This window comes from Streptomyces sp. NPDC057474, assembly GCF_042802555.1.
Lineage (GTDB): Bacteria > Actinomycetota > Actinomycetes > Streptomycetales > Streptomycetaceae > Streptomyces.
Window position 1 is genome coordinate 53207 of sequence record NZ_JBHVDX010000021.1, and the last position, 21867, is coordinate 75073.

Here is a 21867-nt window from a genome sequence, read left to right on the forward strand (position 1 = left end):
CCCGACGAGGAGCCCGTGACCTCCTTCGCCGGCCCCGCCCGTGCCGGTCGGCGCAGCCGGTACGCGCGGATCACCGTGCTCGGCGGTGTTGCCGTCGGCGTCGACGGACTTCGCCCACAGGGAGGCGAAGCCGTCGCCGGGGTTCTTCGGCTCCACACGCCGGCTGCCCTCGCAGGACGACGGGCAGGGTCATCCGGCAGAAGTCGCGGCGCCGCGACCGGAGCCCGGGGCCGGCGTCAGCGGCCGGGGCGGATCAGTCCCGTGAGATAGCGCCACAGCGAGGAGCGCTGCCGGGCGGACACGTCCGGCGTCACCGTCTCCGCCGCGTCCCCCGCCCCCGTCGGCTCCGCCGCCTGGCCGTCCACCGGCGGCCGTTCGGCCGTCTGCGCGAGTTCGTACCGTACGGGCAGCGAGCGCAGGCCCCGCATGAAGGGCGAGGAACGCCAGGGCAGTTGGTCGACGGGGAGGGCGAGGTCCAGGTTGGCGAACCGCTCGAACAGCCGGCCCACTCCGACGGCCGCGACCGTCGAGGCGAGTTCGCGTGCCGGGCACTGGCGCGGGCCCGCGCCCCAGGACAGGTGCGCCCGGGTGCTGACCGTGGTGCTGGGTGCCACGTGGTCGGCGAAGAGCGGGTCGGCGTGCGCCGCGGCGGAGGAGACCCAGACCGGGTCGCCCGCGCGGATCGTGTAGTTGCCGAGCGGGGTGTCCTTGGCCGCGAACCTCGGCACGAAGTTCACCAGCGGCGGCTTCCGCATGACGACCCGGTTCATGGCCTCCCGGACCATGCCGGCGGAGAGGCTGGCCCGCACGCTGTCCTCGCCCGAGAGGACCTCGACGACCGTGTTGGAGATGAGGATGCCGACGTGGTCGGACGTCATACCCAGCAGCATGAACAGTTCGCGGGCCAGCTCGTCGAGCGAAAGGTCCGGGTGGGCGGCCAGCAGGTGGGACGGGAAGTCCTCGCCCGGCGTCTTCAGCTTCAGCTCCGCCAGTTCCGCCAGCGCGCCCAGCAGCCGGTCCAGGGCGGGCCCCGCGTCGGGGCCCGCGTCCAGTACCCGCCACATGTCCATCAGGGCGTCGTCGCCCTGGGAACCGGGGAAGCCGAGCAGATGGCTGGCCACCATCAGCGGCAGGGGCCGGGAGAACTGCGCGGACAGGTCCGCCAGCCCCGTGCCGCCCGCCTGCCCCATCAGGGTGATCAGCTCGTCGGCGTAGGCGGTCACGGCCGACTTCAGCCGCTTCGCCTGGGGGTTGCGCGGGTCCTGGAACGGCCTGAGCGCCTGGTCCCACGCCGTCCGCAGCGTCCGGTAGCCGGGGCCGCCCTGGATCAGTACGTGGTTGACCTCCAGGGAGGGCCCGAGCGGCCAGTCGGCGGGGACCCTGCCCTCGGTCCGGGCCCGCCAGTTCTCCAGGCCCTTGGGCCAGCCGTCGTCGTCCTGGAGCACCTGGAGCGCCTCGCGATAGCCCAGGACCAGCCAGGCGGGTACGCCCAGCAGATCGACCGGCGCCACCGCGCCGTGCCGCTGCCGCAGCCGCTCGTACACCAGCGAGGGACGCGTCTCGTAGTCCCGGGTCAGCAGCGGTTCGGGAGACATCGCCTCCAACCCCGCGCCGTCCAGCTCCACGGACACATCCTCACCCGACTGGGTTTCCCTCACGCCACCCCTCCGACACTCCCCGTACCGGCGCACCTTCAGCCGGTAGCCGGAACGGTGGGACCCTACCCCAGGGTCACTTCCGGGGGAACGCCGGGCATCACCACTCACAGCTTCAGCCCCGTGACTCACAGCCGTGAGCACGCCCGCGACCCGGGCCTCGGCCGGCCGCACACGGTCGAACTCGGCCGGCCGCACACGGCTGACCTCGGAGGTCGCCGCCGGCCGAGCCGCGCGCCGACCTCGACGACGGCCTGTCACCGCCCGGCGCGGGCCGCCTTGACGAACTCCGTGATCAGACCGGGGTCCTTGACGCCTCGGCTCTGCTCCACGCCACTGGAGACGTCGACGCCCCAGGGGTGGGTGACGGCGACGGCGTCGCGCACGTTCTCCGGGGTGAGGCCGCCCGCGAGGAGCCACTTCTCCCCGGCGGCCGCCAGCGGCCTGCTCGCCCAGTCCCAGGCGATGCCCGAGCCGGGGACGGGCGCGTCGAGGAGGAGCATGTCCTCGCCGAACTCCCCACAGCTCGGCACCGAGTCGCCGAACGCCGCGGCGCGGATCAGGGTCCAGTCGCCGGCCGCCAGGTCGTCGTAGTAGGCGCGGTCCTCGGGGCCGTGCAGCTGGATCGCCCGGATCCCCGACTCGGTGGCCAGGGACCGCACATCGCCAAGCGGCTCCTGGCGGAAGACGCCGACCGTCAGGACGTGCTCCGGCACACGGCGGCTCAGCCGTGCGGCGGTGGCGGCGTCGATCCGGCGCGGGCTGGCCGAGAAGACGAAGCCGATGGCGTCGGCGCCCGCCTCGACGGCCGTGTCGACGTCCTGCTCGGTCCTCAGACCACAGATCTTGATGAAGAGGGAGTCACTGGAGTTGCTCACGCCCCCAGCCTGCCGCATCGGAGACGGCGCGGGGACGGCGGCCACCTGGCCCGGCGCGCCTGACGCGGTCAGCGCCACGCTCCCGACTGGCGCCGGGTGACGACCGCGCTGAGCGTCCGGACACCCCGGGTCGAGCCCGGGTCGATGCCGGTGAGTTCCCGTACCCGGCGGAGGCGGTAGTCCAGGGTGCGGGTGTGGACGTTGAGAGCGGTCGCCGTGGCGCCGCGGTGCATGTCGTGCCGGTAGTACGCGTCGAGGGTGATCAGCAGGTCCGGGCCGGAGTCCAGCCGACGGGCCAGCGAGCGCAGCCAGTCGTCGACGAACGGCACGTCAGCGACGGCGAGTTCGACGAAGACGTCGGCCAGGGTGTGCGGTCGCTGCTGGGCGGAGGCCCGGCGCAGCGGGGCCGCCCGGCTGATCCGCCGCGCCCTGTCCAGGGCGTCGGACAGCCCGGGCAGCGGAGCGGTGGCGGTGCCGACGGCGCAGGGGCGGCCGAGGGCCCGGGCGAAGTCCCGCACGAGATCCGGCAAGTGGTCGGGGGTGAGATCGGGTAAGAGGTCGGGAACGGTGTGCGGCGGTACGTTCTCCGCTTCCGCGGCGCCGGAGACCAGGGGAACCAGAGCGATCAGCTCACCGCTCCCGTCGTCGCCCTCCGGGCCCCACATGACCGGCACCTGGTGACTCTTCACCAGCGTTTCGATCTCGTTTTGCAGAAAACGGTCGACGGCGGGAGGGTCCGGTAGCCGGAACACCGTCACGGCGCAGTGATCCGGCAGTTCCATGTCCACGGCCGCGGCGAGTTCCGCCGCTATCGGATCCCCGTTCAGCAATGACCGGGCCAGCAGGGCGACCTGCTCGGTGTGCGGCATTCGGCGGCGCAGTACGCGGACGAATCCCTGGCGGTAGGCGCCGATGCCGCGCTCGCCCTGCGGGGCGAACCAGGTCATCATCCGCATGAGTTCGTCGACACCGCCGCCGCGCTGGGCCTCGGTCGCCTCGTTGATCTCGCGCAGCATGAGCGCGGTGTGCACGCGCAGCACCCACTGCCGTGCGTCGAGCGACATGCCCGCACCGGCCCGCAGCTCTCCCATGGACGCGATGTAGCCAAGATCGTTGGCGCTCAACTCGCTGTTGTCCGGAGACAGTTCGACGGTGCGGTGCCGTAACCACACCGAGTGCTCCAGCGTCTCGGCCCGTGCCCGGGGGTCCTTGTCCAGGAACCCGAACTCCGGGATCTCACGCGTGTAGGTCTCTACCTCCCGGCGGGCGTTGGTCGACGCCTGACGGGCCAGTTCGGCGAAAAGGCTCCCCATGGACGCGAGCATGTCATTCCGGACGAACGGGCCGACAGACGAGATCCGGACGGCGTTCATCACTCCGCATAAATCGGCGGCAAGTATACCGACAGGGTTTTTGTCACAGTGCGCAAAATTCACGGATCGGGGCGTTCCCGTCACCTCTTCCGCTTGTGGAGGAGTCGTAAAGCGGCCTTAATGAGAACCGCGTACACGCCCATGGGGGGAAGACCGCGGCAATCATTCCGGCGCGACTACGGAACGGTTCCCGCAATCAGTACGGGCCCGGGTACGGAAATTCCTCAGCCAGGCGCCACACAATGGCGCTCGCCCAAACGGGAGGGAAACCCCGATGAAAGCAGGCACGAGAAAGAGAATCACGGCGGCGATGGCGGTCGTGGTCACGTCGACGGCACTCATGCTCGGCATGCCGGGCACCGCTTCGGCCGCCCCCGCCGCCGTCCCCAGCCTGCGCGCGTTCGGGATCAGCGGCGACGGCACCCTGATGGCCACGTTCACGACGGACCGGCCGGACGTGCTCAACTGGGTGCGGGTCATCACCGGGCTCAGCGGCGACACGGCCCTGGTCGGGATCGACTTCCGGGTGCAGGACGGCCTGCTGTACGGAGTCGGCAACAAGGGCGGCATCTACACGATCAAGATCCCGGCGGGCACCACGGACGTCCAGGTCACCAAGGTGTCCCAGCTCCAGTACGCGCTGACCGGCACGCAGTTCGGCGTCGACTTCAACCCGGCCGCCGACCGTCTCCGCGTGATCAGCGACAACGGCCAGAACCTGCGGCACAACCTCAACGACCACACCACCATCCAGGACATCAACCTGACCACCCCGCCGATCGAGGGCACGACCAAGGGCGTCACCGCCGCCGCGTACACGAACAACGACCTCAACGGGGCCACGGCGACCACGCTGTTCGACATCAACACCAACAGCGACCAGGTCGTCATCCAGTCCCCGGCCAACAACGGCACGCTCGCCCCGACCGGCAGCCTCGGCATCGACGCCCAGCTCAAGGCCGGCATGGACATCTACAGCACCCTGTCCGGCGGGAAGACGGTCGACAACGCCGCCTTCGCCTCCCTCACCCCGTACGGCGCCAGTACCCCCTCGCTGTACAGCATCAACGTCTTCACCGGCGAGGCGACCTTCATCAAGCAGTTCCCGCTGAACATCACGGACCTGGCCATCAGCCTCACCGGCTCCTGATCCCCCAGCGACCACACCCTCGCCGCGGCCCGGCCACGACCGGACCGCGGCGAGTCGGCGTCACGAGCACGTGCCGCCACACCGACGGCTCTTTTCACGTACGTACGTACGTCAATGAATGGACGCCACGATGGTGTTCAAACGACTGCTCGGTTCGCTCGGGGTGGGCGGCGCGCTGACCGGGCGGGTCCATCTCAAGGGCGGTGACGCCGACTTCGAGAGCGAGCACATCACCCTGGAGCGGGTCGGGGACTTCTTCGAGGGCTAAGAAGAAGAGGAGTGACGGGCCGACACACCCGTCACCGCAGCTCCTCCAGGTCGAGGTCCGATCCGACGACCAGGGTCACCACGCCCGCGGCGGCGTCCGCGGACCGCGTGGCCTTGGCGTCGGGCAGCCGCGAGGCTAGGACCTTCGCCTGCTTGGTGAGGTCGGCCGGGTAGGAGACCGTGGTGGCGTCGGTGTTCTCGGGCGCGTTGCCCGTGCCGACGACGGTGAAGCCGGCCTCGCGCAACTTCTCGGCGACGGCTGCGGCGCGCCCGGTGACCCCGGTGCCGTTGAGGACCTGGACGCGTACGGCGGACGCGTAGATCAGGTCGTTCTTGGCCTGCGCCTGCAGTCGCTCCTTGTCGACCTCCTTGTCGCCTGCGAGGGAGGTGAACAGGTCGGCGGCCTGCGGGTACTGCCAGACGATGTTGGCCTTGTCGGCGGGGACGTCGGCCTCGCGGGGGTAGTTGGGGACGGTCAGGAAGGTGAGCCGGTCGCTGGGGATGCCCTTGAGCTCGGAGGCGAGGTCGTAGAGCGGGTCGATTCCGGCGAGATCCTTGTCCGTGGTCAGGGACTTGGTGGCGGACTGCAGGAAGTCGTAGAGCGAAGTGGGGCTGGTCAGCTTGGACTTGGCCTTGGCGGCCAGGGCCTCCATGAACTCCTGCTGGCGGCCGATGCGTCCGATGTCGGAACCGTCGCCGACGGCGTAGCGGGTCCGCACATAGCCGAGCGCCGTCTCGCCCTTGACGGTCTGGCAGCCCGCCTCCATGTCGAGGTGGGCCTTCTCGTCGTAGATGGCCTGCTCGGGGCAGACCTCGATGCCCTCCAGGGCGTCGACCATCCCCTTGAAGCCCTGGAAGTCGACGGACATGAAGTTGTCGATGCGCAGACCGGTGTTGGCCTCCACCGTCCGGATCGAGCAGGCCGCCGCGCCGGCGACCTCGCCGCTCGAACCGCCGATCGCGAACGCCTCGTTGATCTTCGCCAGGTGCGGGCCGGACGTACTGCCGTCCCCCTTCTCGCACGCCGATATCTCGACCCATGAGTCACGCGGGAACGACACCACGGTCGCCCACTCCCGGTTCGCGGGGATGTGCAGCACCATCAGCGTGTCCGACTGCATGGTGGTCAGGTCACTGCCGTACTTCGCGTTGGCCCCGTCACGGCTGTCCGAGCCGACGACCATGATGTTCTTCGAACCCGGGCTGAGATTGACCGGGCGGTCCCCGCCGAGCTTGCCGTCCACGTCGGCACCCGTGATGTTGTTGTCCAGGTCCTTGTAGACCCAGGCACCGACGCCTCCGACCCCGAGGACGAGCACGGCCGCGCTGCCCGCGAGCCAGCTCACCGTCCGGCCCCGCCGCGTCAGCCGCGTCCCCCCGCCTCCGGCACCCGCGCGCCGCCTTCCCGTACCACTCACCGGCCTTCCCCCACCTCGGCCGCACCCGGCCGGTCGACTACCCCCTGGCGCCCGGCACTTGTGATCACCGAACCCGCAGGACTCTACATGCATGTAGATATACGGATCAGGGCCGCACGCGTCTCACCGTGCCCCGGACTCACAAACGTCACAGAGGCGTCGCAGCGTACAGAATGAGGACCATCGTCACGGCCGAGTTCGCCGATGACATCGCCGAGACCGCCGCGCCCACGGCCGCGCCCCACGCCGCCGGCCCCACCGAGGTGAACACCGACGGCCGGCTGCGCACCCCGGGCGCCGCCGAGCAGAGCCCCCACCCGGCGCGGCACGGGCCCCGACGTCGCGAAGCCGGCGAGCGTCGCCGGCGTACCGGCGGACACGAGCGCCACCCGTGTACGACACGGCCGTACGCAGGGGGCCACAGGAACGGGTTGGCACGCGCGGCCAGTCGAACGGCCGGCAGCAACCGGTGGTGCCGGGCGGCAAGATGAGCCCGCTCATGGGCGAACAGCGCCCGCCGCTCGGCCGGTTCCAGGCACGACAGCAGGGCCGTGGTGACCACCACCCGGTCGCGACGGCCACCGGGCAGCGCGTACGCGTACGGTGCCTCGTCGGGCAGTACGGCCACCTCGGTGTCCGGCAGCCCGGCCGGGGCCCCGTGGGCGCGGTGGGCGCGGTGGGCGCGGTGGCGCACCCGCCCGTGCCTCCACAGGGTCCGGCCGCAGGTCGGCAGCACGGCGATCAACGCCGGGATGGCCAGTCGCCCGGCGACCTCGTCGTACGGAACCATCGCGCGCACCTCGGGGTCGGACCAGCCGTCGGGCAAGGAGTTGCCGGGCGGTTGGGCCGTGCCGACCACCATCAGCAGGCCCAGGCACACCGTGCTGCACACCCGCCATCACGACGGCCACGCCGGTCAGCAGCCGGGTGGCGGTCCGTGGATGCAGTCGCTGCTCGGCGAGCGCGCGATCGGCCACGCCGTGAGCGGCAGGACCAGGGGAAGAAAGACGAACACCCCCATGAGGCTTCAGTCGGCCCCTTCACCCCTCGCCCTCCCGAGCAGCTCGCGCAGCAGGCGCTCGTCGTCCGGCTCCAGGGAGGTGACGAAGCTGGCCAGCACCGCCTCGCGGTCACTCTCGCCGTCGAGGACCCTGCGCATCCGGTGCGCGGCCAGGCCCGCCTGGTCGGAGGCCGGGGTCCACACGAAGGAGCGGCCGGAGCGCTCCCGGGTCACCGCACCCTTGGCCAGCAGCCGGGTCAGGATCGTGATCACGGTCGTATAGGCGAGGTCCCCGCCGAGGCGTTCCTGCACCCACCCCGCGCTCTCGGGGCCGTCCGCCTCGCGCAGCGCCGCCAGGACGAGGGCCTCCAGCTCGCCCTGCCCCCGCCGCCGGGGACGCTGCTGGTCCGTCACGCCCTGTCTCCTTTCCGCTGCCCTGATCGTATCCACATCCCGATCTACAGAATTGTAGAAGGAAGGTTGCCGAAAGACCCCCCTCACCTTCTACAGTGCTGTAGATTTCGATTCGCGGCAGAGCGCCACGACATCAAGGACACCAACAAGGAGTACGCAGTGGGAGTTTCCCTGTCCAAGGGTGGCAACGTCTCGCTCAGCAAGGAGGCACCGGGTCTGACAGCCGTCCTGGTCGGTCTGGGCTGGGACGTGCGCACCACCACCGGTACCGACTACGACCTCGACGCCTCGGCGTTGCTGCTCGACGCCTCCGGAAAGGTGCTCTCCGACGGGCACTTCGTCTTCTACAACAACCTCACCAGCCCGGACGGTTCGGTCGAGCACACCGGCGACAACCTCACCGGTGAGGGCGAGGGCGACGACGAGTCGGTCAAGGTGAACCTCGCGGCCGTGCCCGCCGAGGTCGACCGGATCGTCTTCCCGGTCTCGATCCACGACGCCGCGAACCGGGGCCAGAGCTTCGGCCAGGTGCGCGGCGCCTTCATCCGCGTCGTGAACCAGGCGGGCGGCGCCGAGATCGCCCGCTACGACCTGTCCGAGGACGCGGCCACCGAGACCGCGATGGTCTTCGGCGAGCTGTACCGCAATGGCGCCGAGTGGAAGTTCCGTGCGGTCGGGCAGGGTTACGCCTCCGGGCTGGCCGGGATCGCCGCCGACTTCGGCGTCAACGTCTGAGGAGGCCTGGGTGACGGGGCCGTATCGCCCGACCGGCCTCCGTCCCGAGGACCGGGCGGAGTTCGAGGCCGTGCTGAGCATGGCGCTGGACACCCCGGACATCCGGGACGTCCTGCGCGCCGACCCCAGCGGGCTGGCCGTACGGCGACTGCGGGTCCGGGCGTCGGCGGACGCGGACGAGATCGTGGCGGCCGCGCGGGGTGAGTACCGCGCGTATCTCACCGCGATCGCGTCCGCCACCGGGGCCGGTCGCGGCGGCGAGGACGCGGATGCCTTCGCGGCCGGGCGTACCGGCGGGGGATTGGATGCCGCCGAGGCCGGGCGTACCGGCGGGGATCTGGATGCCGTCGCGGCCGAGGATTCCGACGGGCGCGTATGGCGTCGCGCCGCCGACGTCGAGTTGCTGCCGCTCTTGGCGGTGCTCGCGCCGTCGCTGGCCGCCTCCTCCGCCGCGGTCGTGCTCGTCCTCGGCCACCTCCTCCAGCTGGCCGGCGTCCAGGGCACCTTGCCCGGCTCGCTGACAGCCGCCGGCTGGACCCTGGCCCTCTTCGCGGCCACGAGCGCCGTCCTCGCGTTCGCCGCACTGTTCCGTACGGCGCTGCGCGGACCCGGTGGCCCGGCGCATCCCGCTCGACCGCAACAGGCCCGACTGGTCTGGCAGCAGGCCCTGTTGCACCGGGGCATGCTCCCTCACCTGCGCCGCTGCCTCCGCGAGGACCCGTCCCTCCGTCCGCCACGGCAGACAGGACCCGTGGGTTCGGACTGAGCGGACTCGCCGCCCGGCCGATTCAGCGGAGCGAGCCCCCGGAATCGTCCCGCTTGACCACGCACAGGGCCCAGATGATGAAGGCCGAGAAGGCGATCATCACGATGGACCAGACGGGGTAGTACGGCAGGGACAGGAAGTTGGCGACGATGATGAGGCCGGCGATGGCGACGCCGGCGACGCGGGCCCACAGGGACGCCTGGAAGAGGCCCAGGCTGACGAGGACGGCCACGACGCCGAGGGCGAGGTGGACCCAGCCCCAGCCGGTGAGGTCGAACTCGAAGACGTAGTTGCGGGTCGTGACGAAGACTTCGTCCTCGGCGATGGCCATGATGCCCCGGCAGATGCCGAGGACGCCCGCGATCATGAGCATGATGGCCGCGAAGGCCGTCAGTCCCTCGGCGAAGGGCCGTGACCGCTTGGTCGAATGTGCGTGCCCGGTGTGTGTGGCGGTCATACCGATGCCTCGATTCGGTGTCGTGCGGTGTTCTCAGTGCCCGGCGGCGGACGGGCCGACGCCCGTGCCCGCCGAGGGGCCGTGGCCGCTCAGGACCAGTTCCTTCGCGCGGCGGTACTCGTCGTCCGTGATGTCGCCGCGCGAGCGAATTTCGGACAGTTTGGCAAGTTCGTCGACACTGCTGGGGTGTCCGCCGCCGTGCTTGGCCGTCTCCCGGATGTAGGAGTCGAAGGCCGCCTGCTGCGCCCGCGCCTGCGCCACCTCGCGGCGGCCCATGTTCTTGCCTCGGGCGATCACGTAGACGAAGGCGCCCAGGAACGGCAGGAGGACCACGAAGACCAGCCAGCCCGCCTTGGCCCAGCCGCTCATGTCGTCGTCGCGGAAGATGTCGACGACGATCCGGAAGAGCAGCACGAACCACATGATCCACAGGAACAGCCACAGCATGGACCAGAAGACGCTCAACAGCGGAAAGTCGTAGGCGAGGTACGTCTGACCACTCATGTCTCTCCTCCGTCCCGGACGGCCGCCCGGCAGATGTTCTCCGCCGTCCTCGGCGCGCCCACGGCGCCGCACTCGGCGCCGTTTTCAGCGTGCGCACGGCAGGGGCCCGGCAGCCTCACCCCGGGCGGGTGAGCCCGGCCTCGTCCGGGGCGGGGTCCGCAGCGGCGGCGAGTACCGCCACGACCGCGAGTACGACCATGACCAGGACGGCGACGAGGACGACCGCGCCGACCGTCGGGCGGTTCCACAGGACGAGGGCCAGGGCGCCCGCCCCGAGGACGATGCCGGTGGTCCACCGGGGATGGACGGCCAGCCGGCGTCCGGTCCGCCCGGTGCTCACTCCGGCGCGCCGCAGCGCCCGCCCGGCCGCCGTGGTGCCGCGCCGGGCCAGGGCCCGCACCCGGCGGGCGATCCGCCCGGGGCCGTACAGGTAGGCGGCGAGCGCCGTGGCCAGGAAGACGACGAGGAGGGTGCGGGTGCTGTCCCGCAGGAAGCGGAGGAACGTGTCGAAGATCGCCGCGGCGGCGTCGGGCGGCAGTGCCTCGGGGGGTACGGCGTCCAGGTAGACGCGTCGGACGACGGCCAGCGCGACAAGCAGCACCACCATCATCAGACCGAGGCCGAGGGACGTGATCAGCAGCATCACCCGGTGGCCGGGCGCGGTCCACACGGCCAGGGCGGCGAGTGCGACGGTGATGACGGGCAGCCAGGTGCCGAGGATGTCCAGCAGCCGCATGGCGTCCTGCGCCTTGCCCAGTTCGTCGGTGTGGAACAGCGTGACCGTCCGGTCGCTGTCGGGGATGGCGGCGGCCTTGTCGAAGCCCGCGTCGACGAGGCGCTGTCGTACCTGGTCGACGACGGAGCCGACGTCGAGCTGGATCGTGTCTCCGGTGGCGCGGAGGGCGCCCTCCCGCTCGCCGGTGATCATGTGCACCACCGCGGCGTGCGCCTGCCGGTTCGAGCCCTCCCAGGTCTGCCGGAAGAAGTCGCTGGTGACGACCCGGGTGACGTTGCGGTCCACGACGGTCCGGACCACGGCGCGCAGGGGGCCGTCCAGGGCCTCGGCCCCCGCCACGACCTGCGGTGGCACGCCGTTGTCGGCGAGCACCTTGGTGAGGGCGTCCGTCACCGCCTCGACGTCCACGTTCTTGACCACCTCGTTGGTCAGCCGGTCGATCACGACCTGCTGGACGGCCGGGTCGGACGCCAGCGGGGCGACCGTCTCGACGTACCGGTCGGTGTCGGCGACCGTCTCCTGCACCCAGGCCGCGACGACGGCGAGGGGCGCGAGGAGCAGGGTCACCACCAGCAGGACGGCGGCACCCGCCTTGCGCAGCCGCCGGTGGCGTACGCCCGCGTGCCGACGCAGCCGCTCGTACTCGGCGCGCTCCTCGGCGCTCAGCGCGTGACCGACCCCGCCGCCCGAGCCGCTTTCGTCGCCCGAGCCGGAGTGCGGCGGTACGGAATCCTTGCCCGAGACCATGACTCCTCCTCGCTCAGGCAGGGGGCTCAGGCGGTGCCGGCGGTCGGCTGCCGTGAACCCGTGGACCTGTGATGCCCGCCCGGTGGAGGGCTGCCCGCCAGGCGAGGGCGACCGCCGCCTCGGCCAGACCGAGCAGGACGAGCCACAGGCCGAGCAGCCGGGTCAGCGCCGTGGCCGACTCGGTCGGCAGGGCCAGCACCACGATCCCCGCGACGATGCCGAGCAACGCGGCGCCGAGGACGAACGCGCGGTGGGGCAGATCCTTGGCGGCGAGCGCCGTGTGGAGGGTGAGGATGCCGGTCGCCAGCCAGACGATCCCGACGATCAGTGAGAGCGCGGCGATCGTCTGCAGCGGGTTCCGCAGGCACAGCACCCCGGCAAGGACGTACACCAGCGCGAGGAGCAGCCCGGACAGCCGCTCGCCCGACTCCTCCCGTGCGAAGACGTCGACGAACCGGAACGCGCCGATCGCGAGCAGGTACAGGCCGATGAGGACCGCGAGGACGTGCAGGGTCCCGTCCGGCCAGACCAGGACGACGATGCCCGGCACCAGCGTGGCCAGCGCCGAGCCGAGGATCCACTTCCAGGACCGGCCGACCCGCGCCAGTGCCTCAGCCGGGTCACCCATGGCGCCGGGAGCCGCCCCACGGGGCATGGCACCCGTTCCGCCGGGACTGTCGTCCGCACCGCCGGGCCAGTCGTCCGCACCGCTACGCGGTTCCGGGCCACGGGACTCGGTCATGGCTCCTCCTCGAGCTGCCGGGCGGGCCGCTTCCGCACCGCCGGCGCGCGGCGGTGTGCGGTGACCTCACCGGGCCAGCGTCCCGCCGCCCGCCGCCCTGCCGGATCACCCCCGACGGGTGATCTCCGCGCTTCGCATGCACGATGGGGTGGGCGTACGCCTGACCGGCGGTTCTGGAGGTGTGTGTCATGACCGTATCCAGCGCATTCACGGCGTCGCTGTCCGTGGCCGAGAGGGCGGCGTACGGCCGGGACGCGCGCAAGCGCGCCTCGCGGTCCTGCCACGGCTGGTTCGAGGCGAAGGCGGACGCCGAACGGGCCGACCCGATCGAGGTGATAGAGCGTCAGTCGGCCACCCGGCTCCACGAGTTGGTACCGATCCGCTACGGCCGCATGCTCGAGTCCCCGTTCCGCTTCTACCGGGGCGCGGCGGCGATCATGGCGTCGGACCTCGGGCCCCTGCCGAACACCGGCCTGACGGTGCAGCTCTGCGGCGACGCCCATCTGCTCAACTTCCGGCTGCTGGCCTCACCCGAACGCCATCTCGTCTTCGACATCAACGACTTCGACGAAACACTGGCCGGGCCGTTCGAGTGGGACGTCAAGCGGCTGGCGGCCAGCTTCGCGATCGCGGCCCGGGCCAACGGCTTCCCGGCCGAGGAGCAGGACGGCACGGTACGGGCGTGCGTGAAGACGTACCGGCGGCGGATGCGTGAGTTCGCCGGCATGAGCACGCTGGACATCTGGTACGCGCAGGACGACGCGGACCGGTTGCGGGAGCTGATGGCCTCGTCGATGGACAAGGAGAGCAGACGCCGTACCGCCGAGGCGACGGCGAAGGCCCGTACGCGCACCCATCTCCAGGCCTTCGAGAAACTCACCCGGGTCACGGCCGAGGGCCGGCTCATCGCACCCGACCCACCGCTGATCACCCCGCTCCGGGACCTGCTGGCGAACTCCTCCGGGGAGGGACAGGAGAAGGAGCTCCAGAACGTCCTGGACCAGTACGTACGGACCCTGTCGTCCGAGCGCCGGCATCTGCTGCGCCACTACCACGTCGTCGACATGGCCCGGAAGGTGGTGGGCGTCGGCAGCGTCGGAACGCGCTGCTGGATCGTGCTCCTGCTCGGCCGCGACGACACCGACCCGCTGCTGCTGCAGGCCAAGGAGGCACAGGAGTCGGTCCTCTCCGCCCAACTCGGCGGCGACCGCTACGACAACCAGGGCCGCCGTGTGGTGTCGGGGCAGCGGCTGATCCAGACGACCAGTGACATCTTCCTGGGCTGGACCCACGTCATCGGTCTCGACGGGCGCGAACGTGACTTCTACGTACGGCAGTTGCGCGACTGGAAGGGCATCGCGCGGCCGGAGACCATGGATCCCGGTCTGCTGCGGCTCTTCGCGCGGCTGTGCGGTGCCAGCCTGGCGCGGGCCCACGCCCGTTCCGGTGACCCCGTCGCCATCGCCGCCTACCTGGGCGGCAGCGACCGCTTCGACCGCGCGCTCGCCGAGTTCGCGCAGGCCTACGCCGACCGGAACGAGCGGGACTTCGAGGCGCTGGGTGTGGCCGCGCACACGGGCAGGATCCACGCGGAGAACCTCTGAAACACCGCCGGCCCTCTTCCGCCGGTGGTGTGGACTCCCGCTCACTCCGGCAGCTGGCGCATCTCCAGGACCCGCAGGCCCAGGGACTGACAGCGGGCGAGCAGCCCGTACAGATGAGCCTCGTCGACGACGTGCCCGAACAGGACGGTGTGGCCGGACATCACCACATGGTCCAGCTCGGGGAAGGAGCTGGTCAGCGCCTTCGACAGCTGTCCTTCGACGCGGATCTCGTAGAGCATGAGCCGTGCTCCCCCATGGACTGGTGCGGGCGGGCTTCGCCCCTTCTCTGCGATCGTCCGTCCCGGGGCACCGGTCGGGCCTCACCCCGGGAAGGTGAGTCAATGGGTCAGATAGAGCTTGAACGCGATGATCAGGAGACCGAGCAGCAGGTTCACCGAGGCGGTGGCGGCGACCAGCCCCCACGAGGCGTCGGCCCGGCGGGCCGCGGCCGCCGACCAGCCCACCTGGCCCGCCACGGCCACGGAGAGCGCCAGCCAGAGGGCTCCTGACACGTCGAGGCCGAGGAGCGGGCTGACCGCGACGGCGGCGGCCGGCGGGACGGCGGCGTTGACGATCGGCCACTCGTCGCGGCACACCTCCAGCACGACTCGGCGATCCAGACCCCGCTGCGCCAGCCGCGCCCCGAACAGCTGGGCGTGCACATGCGCGATCCAGAACACCAGGCCGGTGAGCAGCAGCAGAAGGACGAGTTCCACGCGGGGATAGGACCCCAGGGTGCCGGCGCCGATGATCACGGAGGAGGCGATCATGGATCCGTAGACACCGCCGGTGTAGTCGGCACGGGCCCGGCGCTCGGCACCGCGCTCGGTACGGGACGTGGCATGCCCGGTCGCGGACATCGTCTCGGCCTCCTCTCGGGGGCGGCGCGTCGAGCCGCGCTTCCGGTGCGCCGGCCGCGGATCCTGTCGGACGCCGTCTCGGTTGCCGTCCGGTCGTTGTGTCGGTCGTCGCCTCAGTCGCCGTCCCGGTCGTCGCCTCAGTTGCCGTCTTGGTTGCCGTCCGAGTGCGTCGAGCCGCGCGCGGCGGCCGGAGCGTCGGTGGCGGGCGGCTTCGAACGGCCCGTCCCGGGCGGCTCCGCAGGGCCGGTCCGACCGTTCGGTAGCCGCGCGGTGACCAGGAAGGCGGCGAGGGTGATGCCGCCGGTGGCGAGGATGGCCGCCTTCAGGCCGTCCAGCTGGGCCGACGCGTAGGAGTCGGCGACGGCGTCGACCTCGGACGGCGGCAGCCCGGCGCGCTCGGCCGCCGTACGCACCTGCTCGGTGGGGACGAAGCTGATCCCGGCCTGGAGCGCGACACTCGTCTGCTGCCGGGCCTCCTGCGACAGCCTCGGGTCGTCCTCCACCTGCGCGGTGAAGGCATGCGCGAGGGAGCCGATGAGCAGCGACCCGATGAGCGCGGTACCCAGGGCGGAACCGAGGTTCTGGGCCGTGAACTGCAGTCCGCCGACCTCACTGCGTTCCTCCTCGCCCACGCTGGACTGCACTACGTTGCCCAGTTGCGAGGCGAGCAGCCCCATGCCCACGCCGAGCAGGGCCATGGCCAGGGCGAACTGGGTGTCGTCGATGACGGGGTCGATGGTGGCCAGCAGCCACACGATCGCCGCGGCCAGGGTCGCCAGGGCCAGCCGCACCACCCGGCGCGGTCCCGCCAGCCGTCCCAGCCGGGAGGCGACCAGGGACGCGGCGAGCATGGTGACGGACACCGGGAGCAGCCGCAGTCCGGTCTCGAAGGCGTCGAAGCCCTGCACGACCTGCAGGTAGAGCGGGATGGTGAAGAACAGCCCGAGCAGGATGAGGTTCTGGCTGAGCAGTGCCAACAGGCCCGAGCGCAGCGCGGGTCGACGCAACAGGGGCAGGTGGACGAGGGGGTCGGTGCCGTGGGCGGCGCGTCGGTGCTCCCAGTGCGCGAAGGCGGCCAGGACGAGCCCTCCGGCGCCGATGACGAACAGGGTCGGCGCGAAGCCCATGACGGTGAAGGGCGGGTTGCGGGGCTGCACCCAACCCCAGGTGCTGCTCTGGAGCACACCGAGCACGCCCAGGCCGAGGCCCGCCGCCGACAGCACGGCGCCGACGCCGTCCATCGTGGGGCGTGGGCCGGTCCGCGGGGCTTCGGTGATCACGCGGCGGAAGCACAGGACGGCGACGACCACCACGACCTCACCGATGAAGACCAGCCGCCAGGTCAGATACGTCGTCACCCAGCCGCCCAGCAGCGGGCCGACGGCGATCCCCGCGCCGGCCAGTCCGCCGATGACGCCGTAGGCGACGGCCCGGTCCTTGCCCCGGTAGGACTCGGCGACGAGGGCGGCCATGGCCGGCAGCACCATCGCGGCACCGATGCCCTCGATGACCGACCAGCCCAGCGCGAGGACCCACAGGGTCGGTGCCGCGGCGGTCAGGGCCGAGCCGATGCCGTAGATCACAAGGCCGAGGAAGAAGAGCCGGCGGCGGCCGAAGATGTCACCGAACCTGCCACCGATGATCATGAAAGCGGCCATGACCAGCGCGTACAGTGTGATGACGGCCTGGATGGCGGTGACCTCGGTGTCGAAGTCCTCGACCAGTTGACTGATGGAGACGTTCATGACGGACGTGTCCAGAACCATCAAGAACTGGGCCGTCCCGAGGACGATCAGAGCCCGCCAATGCGCCACGCCGTCCACCTCGCCAAGTCGGTCCGGGCCACGGCTGGGCGTCACCCGGACAGCGACCGTCACCGACTGGCCGCCGCCTCCATCGCAGCTCAGAAGCCTTTGCGGCGCCTCACCCGCCACGGGGGAGCCGCCCAGCGCGCGGCCGGTTACCGCAGACCGGCGGAGCCGAGAACAGCCATGGCGGCGGCAGCTCGCGTGCCCGGCACACCGCCTCGAACTCGCCCACGATCATCCCTGGGGAGAATCTGGGGAGTTTCGACCGGCAGGCTGATCCCCCTGATCGAGGACGTATGCGAAGAGCCGGTCCTCCGGCGGTTCGGGTAAGCGCGGTGGCAAGGCCTGTTCGAACTCACCCCAACGGCCCCGATCAGCTCTTCGGTCCACGACCTGCCCTGGGGACAAGGCCCGCTGTGCGGGCGACCGCAGCACTGGGCATCGTCGGCGCCGGACGCATAGAGCGTGAAGACCTCCAAGCGACGTCATCGCAGCCGACCAAGGCATCGACGCCTACGAGGTCACTACCGCGTCCGCGCCTGAAACAGGCCCTCTCGGACCGCTGCCGTGGAAGCCTCACCATGTGACACGAGCACGTCAACGACAGGCAGGGAAACACCGTCGCGCCTGCCCCAACACGCCCACACCGCAGCTCACTACACCACCTCTCAGTGTTGGTGGAGAAAAGTAAAGGGGGAGGAAAGTCTCCCTGCCACGGGTGCCACTGGTGATGCCAGACTGCCGACGTGACCGGACCGCAGCTGCGATCCGCGCAATTGTCCAGGTCCTGCGGCGACGACGGTCCCGCCTCCTGCCGTGCCGCTGTGCACGGCATGATCTGTCCGCTATGTGAAGGCGTCCCCCCATGTCCACTGAACTCCCCGAGTCTGCCGCTCCACCCCCCACGGGAGCCGGCGAGTCCTCTCCAGCCCCCAGTCGGCGCACCTTCATCGCCACCACCGCGGTCGGTGGTGCCGTCGTCGCGGGCGGTGTGATCGGCGGGACGATCCTCGCCGACTCGCAGGAAGCGAACGCCGCGGAGGCGCCGCCCTCCAGCCGGGTCTCCCTGACGGTCAACGGCAAGCGCCGGACCGTGACGGTCGACAACCGCACGTCTTTGCTGGACCTGTTGCGTGAGCACTTCGATCTGACCGGTTCGAAGAAGGGCTGCAACGCCGGGGCCTGTGGTGCGTGCACGGTGCTGGTCGACGGGCGCCGGGTCAACTCCTGTCTGACGCTGGCCGTGCGTCTGGAGGGCGCCGAGGTCACCACCGTCGAGGGGCTGGCCGACGGCGACGAACTCCACCCGTTGCAGAAGGCGTTCATCGAGCAGGACGCCTTCCAGTGCGGTTACTGCACGCCGGGTCAGATCATGTCGGGTGTCGGCTGCATCGAGGAGGGGCACACCGACTCGCCGGAGGAGATCCGGGAGTGGATGAGCGGCAACATCTGCCGCTGCGGCTGTTACGTGAAGATCGTGCGCGCGGTCGAGCAGACCGCGGGCCGGAAGTAGAGGGCGGCCGCCATGTATCCCTTCTCCTACACCCGTGTCTCCGACACCCGGGAAGCTCTCGACGCCGGTCGTCGTGGCGGGCGTTACATCGCCGGCGGGACCACACTGGTCGACCTGATGCGGGAGACCGTCGAGCGTCCCGAAAGCCTGGTCGACATCTCCGATCTGCCGCTGGACGAGGTCACCGTCACCGAGCGCGGCGGCCTGCGCATCGGCGCGCTGGTGACCATGTCCGAGGCCGCCGCCCACCGCAAGGTGCGCACCCTGTTTCCGGTCGTCTCCGAGGCGCTGGAGCTGAGCGCGTCGGCGCAGCTGCGGAACATGGCCTCCATCGGCGGCAACATCATGCAGCGCACCCGGTGCACCTACTTCCGTGACGTGAGCGCCGACTGCAACAGGCGCGAACCCGGTTCCGGGTGCGCCGCGCTGGAGGGCGTCAACCGCACCCACGCGATCCTCGGCACCTCCGACGACTGCGTGGCCACCCACCCCTCCGACGTCGCCGTGGCGTTCGCGGCCCTGGAGGCGACCGTGCGCCTGCTGGGCCCGGACGGGGAGCGCAGTGTGCCCTTCGTCGACTTCCTCCTCAAGCCCGGCAATACCCCCAACCGTGAACAGGCGCTACGGCGGGGCGAGTTGATTACGGGAGTGGAAATCCCGGCCCTCCCTCGCCCGCTGAGGTCCGGTTACCTGAAGGTCCGTGACCGCCAGTCCTACGAGTTCGCCCTGACCTCGGCGGCCGTCGCGCTGCATGTGCGCGGCGGGTTGATCCGGGAAGCGAAGGTGGCCGTCGGCGGGGTGGGCACCGTGCCGTGGAAGCTGCCCGCGGTCGAGAAACACCTCGTCGGGGAGCGCCCCTCCGAGGCCCTGTGGGCAGCCGCTGCCCAGAAGGCGTCGGACGGGGCCCGCCCCCTCACGCACAACCGGTTCAAGGTCGAGCTGCTCCAGCGGACCGTGGAGCGTCAGCTGCGCATCGTAGGAGGTACGAAGTGAGTCCCCAGCCGCAGGCCGCCGTGGGTGCGCCGCTGTCGAGGGTGGACGGCCGGCTGAAGGTCACGGGCAAGGCGTTGTACGCCGCCGAGCACGACGTCGACGGGGCCGTACACGCGGTCGTCGTGGACGCGAGCATCGGACGTGGCCGGATCAGGTCCATCGACACCGGCGCCGCCGAGAAGCACCGGGGTGTGCTGCGGGTGATCCACCACGGCAACGCGCCGAAGTTGCCGTACCGCGACAATGCCGGGTCCAACAACCCCCCTGGGCGCAGGTTGCGGGTGTTCCAGGACGACCGGGTCGTCTTCCACGGCCAGCCGGTCGCCGTCGTGGTCGCCACCACGCTGGAGGCCGCCCAGCACGGCGCGAGCCTGGTAAAGGTCGAGTACGACGCCGAACAGTCCTCCACCGACCTGCACGAGGCCGAGCCGGACAAGCCGACGAACTACGCGCGCGGCGACGCGGAAGCCGGACTTCGCAACGCTCCCGTACGGCTGAACCTGACGTACCAACTGGCGCGCAACCACCACAACCCGATGGAACCGCACGCCACCATCGCCCGCTGGGACGGCGACCGGCTCACCGTGTGGGACAAGACCCAGTGGGTCGTGGGCACGCACGACGAACTCGCCGCCGTGTTCGACCTGCCCGCAAAGTCGGTGCGGGTCATCAACCCGTTCGTCGGCGGCGGCTTCGGCAGCGGGCTGCGCTGCTGGCCGCACACAGTCGTCGCCGCCCTGGCCGCCCGGGTGACGAAACGTCCGGTGAAGCTGGTGCTGAGCCGTCGGCAGATGTACTTCGGCACCGGCTTCCGGCCGTTGTACGAGTACCGGCTGCGCCTCGGCAGCGACCGGCGCGGCCGGCTGACCGCCGCGATCCACGACATCGACGCCGAGACCTCCTCGTACGAGACGTTCACCGAGGCCGTCATGCCGGCGGGGCAGATGATGTACAGCATGCCCCACGTCAGCCAGGCGTACCGGCAGGTTCCCCTGGACGTGAACACACCGATCTGGATGCGCGGTCCCGGTCTCGCCACGGCGTCGTTCGCCATCGAGTCGGCCATGGACGAGCTCGCGCACGAACTGGGCGTCGACCCGATCGAGTTGCGCCGGCGCAACGAACCCAGCGAGGACGAGTCGAACAACCTGCCGTTCTCCACCCGGCGGCTGCGCGAGTGCTACACCGTCGGCGCCCGCGAGTTCGGCTGGCACCGCCGCAACCCCAGGCCCCGCTCCCGGCGCGAGGGCGACTGGCTGATCGGCCTGGGCATGGCGGCCGGTGTCTACGACCCCGGGCGTTTCCCCGCGCAGGCCCGGGCCCGCCTCGATGCCGACGGCACCGCCGTGGTCGAGTCGGCCACCAGTGACATGGGGCCGGGCACCTACACCGCCCAGACCCAGGTCGCCGCCGACGCACTCGGGCTGACCATGCGCACCGTCACCTTCCGGCTCGGCGACTCCCTCTACCCGCCGACCGGCCCCCACGGAGGCTCGGCCACCATGGCCAGCGTCGGCACCGCCGTCGTCGACGCCTGCGACAAGGTCCGCAAGCAGGCGATCGAGCTGGCCGTCGAGGACCGTGAGTCACCGCTGTACGGGGCGGACGCCGGCGATGTGGTGGTGCGCGGCGGCCGGCTGCACGTGCAGGGCAATCAGGCGCGCGGCGAGACGTACCGGAGTCTGCTGGCCCGCAACGACCGCTCGCATCTGGAAGCAAGCGGCTCCTACACCGGGCCGCCCAGTCCTGCGCGGCGCTCCTACCACGCCTACAACGCCACCTTCGCCGAGGTCGCCGTCGACGCGGCCCTGGGCCTGGTGCGGGTGCGGCGGATGCTCGGCGTGTACGACGCGGGCCGCATCATCAGCCCCAAGCTCGCCGAGAGCCAGGCGTTCGGCGGCATCGTCGGCGGCATCGGCGCGGCCCTGCTGGAGCACACGGTCACCGACCACCGCGACGGCCGGATCGTCAACGCCAACCTCGCCGACTACCTCGTCCCCGTCAACGCCGACGTCCCCGAGGTCAGGGCGATCTACCTGGACGGCGAGGACAACGACGGCAACGCCCTCGGCGTCAAGGGCCTCGGCGAGGTCGTTCAGGTGGGTGTGGCGGCCGCGATCGGAAACGCAGTCTTCAACGCCACAGGCCGCCGGGTTCGCGAACTGCCCATCACCGCCGAGGCATTGCTCTGATCCGAGTGCTCCGGGCCGCTGCGGAGCGGCCAGCGTCCCGGGCACTTCTCCCACG

Annotated in this window: 19 protein-coding genes and 2 pseudogenes; 8 read left to right on the plus strand and 13 right to left on the minus strand. The window is 71.0% G+C overall.

The features are described from left to right. Positions 1 to 236: 236 nt before the first annotated feature. From ACFU53_RS08860 to ACFU53_RS08870, 3 genes are all read right to left on the minus strand, one after another. The gene (locus tag ACFU53_RS08860) at positions 237 to 1595 is read right to left on the minus strand and encodes a cytochrome P450 (protein WP_383987908.1); all 1359 of its coding nucleotides are present in this window, start codon (positions 1593 to 1595) and stop codon (positions 237 to 239) included. A 317-nt stretch (positions 1596 to 1912) separates the two neighbouring features. After that, entirely contained in the window at positions 1913 to 2551 is a 639-nt protein-coding gene (locus ACFU53_RS08865) for a phosphoribosylanthranilate isomerase (RefSeq protein WP_383987912.1), read from the minus strand. 50 nt (positions 2552 to 2601) lie between these two features. Beyond that, positions 2602 to 3846 carry a PucR family transcriptional regulator gene (locus ACFU53_RS08870; RefSeq protein ID WP_383987848.1) on the minus strand — a complete coding sequence of 415 codons (1245 nt, stop codon included), beginning with the start codon at positions 3844 to 3846 and terminating at the stop codon, positions 2602 to 2604. Positions 3847 to 4180: 334 nt separating this feature from the next. On the opposite strand from ACFU53_RS08870, the gene ACFU53_RS08875 reads away from it, so the two are divergent. Continuing rightward, positions 4181 to 5056 carry a DUF4394 domain-containing protein gene (locus tag ACFU53_RS08875; protein WP_383987851.1) on the plus strand — a complete coding sequence of 292 codons (876 nt, stop codon included), beginning with the start codon at positions 4181 to 4183 and terminating at the stop codon, positions 5054 to 5056. A 130-nt stretch (positions 5057 to 5186) separates the two neighbouring features. Beyond that, a pseudogene (locus tag ACFU53_RS08880) lies at positions 5187 to 5303 on the plus strand (sporulation protein); the annotation flags it as partial. A 52-nt stretch (positions 5304 to 5355) separates the two neighbouring features. Here ACFU53_RS08880 and ACFU53_RS08885 read toward each other — a convergent pair. The 3 genes and pseudogenes from ACFU53_RS08885 to ACFU53_RS08895 form a co-directional block, all read right to left on the minus strand. After that, the gene (locus ACFU53_RS08885) at positions 5356 to 6669 is read right to left on the minus strand and encodes an LCP family protein (RefSeq protein ID WP_383987854.1); all 1314 of its coding nucleotides are present in this window, start codon (positions 6667 to 6669) and stop codon (positions 5356 to 5358) included. Between the two features lie 220 nt (positions 6670 to 6889). After that, positions 6890 to 7762 (minus strand): annotated as a pseudogene (locus ACFU53_RS08890) (M48 family metalloprotease). Positions 7763 to 7768: 6 nt separating this feature from the next. Continuing rightward, positions 7769 to 8155 carry a BlaI/MecI/CopY family transcriptional regulator gene (locus ACFU53_RS08895; protein ID WP_383987857.1) on the minus strand — a complete coding sequence of 129 codons (387 nt, stop codon included), beginning with the start codon at positions 8153 to 8155 and terminating at the stop codon, positions 7769 to 7771. A gap of 159 nt (positions 8156 to 8314) precedes the next feature. On the opposite strand from ACFU53_RS08895, the gene ACFU53_RS08900 reads away from it, so the two are divergent. Together ACFU53_RS08900 and ACFU53_RS08905 are read left to right on the plus strand one after the other, a co-directional pair. Beyond that, the gene (locus ACFU53_RS08900) at positions 8315 to 8890 is read left to right on the plus strand and encodes a TerD family protein (protein ID WP_383987860.1); all 576 of its coding nucleotides are present in this window, start codon (positions 8315 to 8317) and stop codon (positions 8888 to 8890) included. Positions 8891 to 8900: 10 nt separating this feature from the next. After that, on the plus strand, positions 8901 to 9656 hold the full coding sequence (locus ACFU53_RS08905) for a hypothetical protein (protein WP_383987863.1): 756 nt from the start codon (positions 8901 to 8903) through the stop codon (positions 9654 to 9656). A 22-nt stretch (positions 9657 to 9678) separates the two neighbouring features. Here the strand turns inward: ACFU53_RS08905 and ACFU53_RS08910 are convergent, their stop codons facing one another. From ACFU53_RS08910 to ACFU53_RS08925, 4 genes are all read right to left on the minus strand, one after another. Continuing rightward, complete coding sequence (locus ACFU53_RS08910; RefSeq protein ID WP_383987866.1) at positions 9679 to 10113, minus strand: hypothetical protein; 435 nt, start codon at positions 10111 to 10113, stop codon at positions 9679 to 9681. Between the two features lie 33 nt (positions 10114 to 10146). Next, positions 10147 to 10617, minus strand: a complete 471-nt coding sequence (locus ACFU53_RS08915; RefSeq protein ID WP_383987869.1) for an SHOCT domain-containing protein — start codon at positions 10615 to 10617, stop codon at positions 10147 to 10149. A gap of 115 nt (positions 10618 to 10732) precedes the next feature. Continuing rightward, the gene (locus ACFU53_RS08920; RefSeq protein WP_383987872.1) at positions 10733 to 12100 is read right to left on the minus strand and encodes a hypothetical protein; all 1368 of its coding nucleotides are present in this window, start codon (positions 12098 to 12100) and stop codon (positions 10733 to 10735) included. Between the two features lie 13 nt (positions 12101 to 12113). Next, the gene (locus tag ACFU53_RS08925; protein ID WP_383987875.1) at positions 12114 to 12842 is read right to left on the minus strand and encodes an HdeD family acid-resistance protein; all 729 of its coding nucleotides are present in this window, start codon (positions 12840 to 12842) and stop codon (positions 12114 to 12116) included. A 188-nt stretch (positions 12843 to 13030) separates the two neighbouring features. Between ACFU53_RS08925 and ACFU53_RS08930 the strand changes: the two genes are divergently transcribed. Beyond that, positions 13031 to 14446 (plus strand): DUF2252 domain-containing protein, encoded by a 1416-nt coding sequence (locus ACFU53_RS08930; RefSeq protein ID WP_383987878.1) that lies wholly within the window; start codon positions 13031 to 13033, stop codon positions 14444 to 14446. Between the two features lie 41 nt (positions 14447 to 14487). Here ACFU53_RS08930 and ACFU53_RS08935 read toward each other — a convergent pair whose 3' ends face one another. From ACFU53_RS08935 to ACFU53_RS08945, 3 genes are all read right to left on the minus strand, one after another. Then, positions 14488 to 14685, minus strand: coding sequence for a hypothetical protein (locus ACFU53_RS08935; RefSeq protein WP_383987881.1), 198 nt, complete (start codon positions 14683 to 14685; stop codon positions 14488 to 14490). A 99-nt stretch (positions 14686 to 14784) separates the two neighbouring features. Then, positions 14785 to 15306 (minus strand): hypothetical protein, encoded by a 522-nt coding sequence (locus ACFU53_RS08940; RefSeq protein WP_383987884.1) that lies wholly within the window; start codon positions 15304 to 15306, stop codon positions 14785 to 14787. 137 nt (positions 15307 to 15443) lie between these two features. Beyond that, complete coding sequence (locus ACFU53_RS08945) at positions 15444 to 17120, minus strand: MFS transporter (RefSeq protein ID WP_383987887.1); 1677 nt, start codon at positions 17118 to 17120, stop codon at positions 15444 to 15446. Between the two features lie 859 nt (positions 17121 to 17979). Here ACFU53_RS08945 and ACFU53_RS08950 point away from each other — a divergent pair. The 3 genes from ACFU53_RS08950 to ACFU53_RS08960 are packed head-to-tail and all read left to right on the plus strand — an operon-like array spanning position 17980 to position 21812. Continuing rightward, on the plus strand, positions 17980 to 18627 hold the full coding sequence (locus ACFU53_RS08950) for a (2Fe-2S)-binding protein (RefSeq protein ID WP_383987891.1): 648 nt from the start codon (positions 17980 to 17982) through the stop codon (positions 18625 to 18627). Between the two features lie 12 nt (positions 18628 to 18639). Further along, the gene (locus ACFU53_RS08955; protein ID WP_383987894.1) at positions 18640 to 19620 is read left to right on the plus strand and encodes an FAD binding domain-containing protein; all 981 of its coding nucleotides are present in this window, start codon (positions 18640 to 18642) and stop codon (positions 19618 to 19620) included. Then, entirely contained in the window at positions 19617 to 21812 is a 2196-nt protein-coding gene (locus ACFU53_RS08960; protein WP_383987897.1) for a xanthine dehydrogenase family protein molybdopterin-binding subunit, read from the plus strand. The genes ACFU53_RS08955 and ACFU53_RS08960 overlap by 4 nt, the downstream gene beginning before the upstream one ends. The last annotated feature ends 55 nt before the right edge of the window (positions 21813 to 21867 follow it).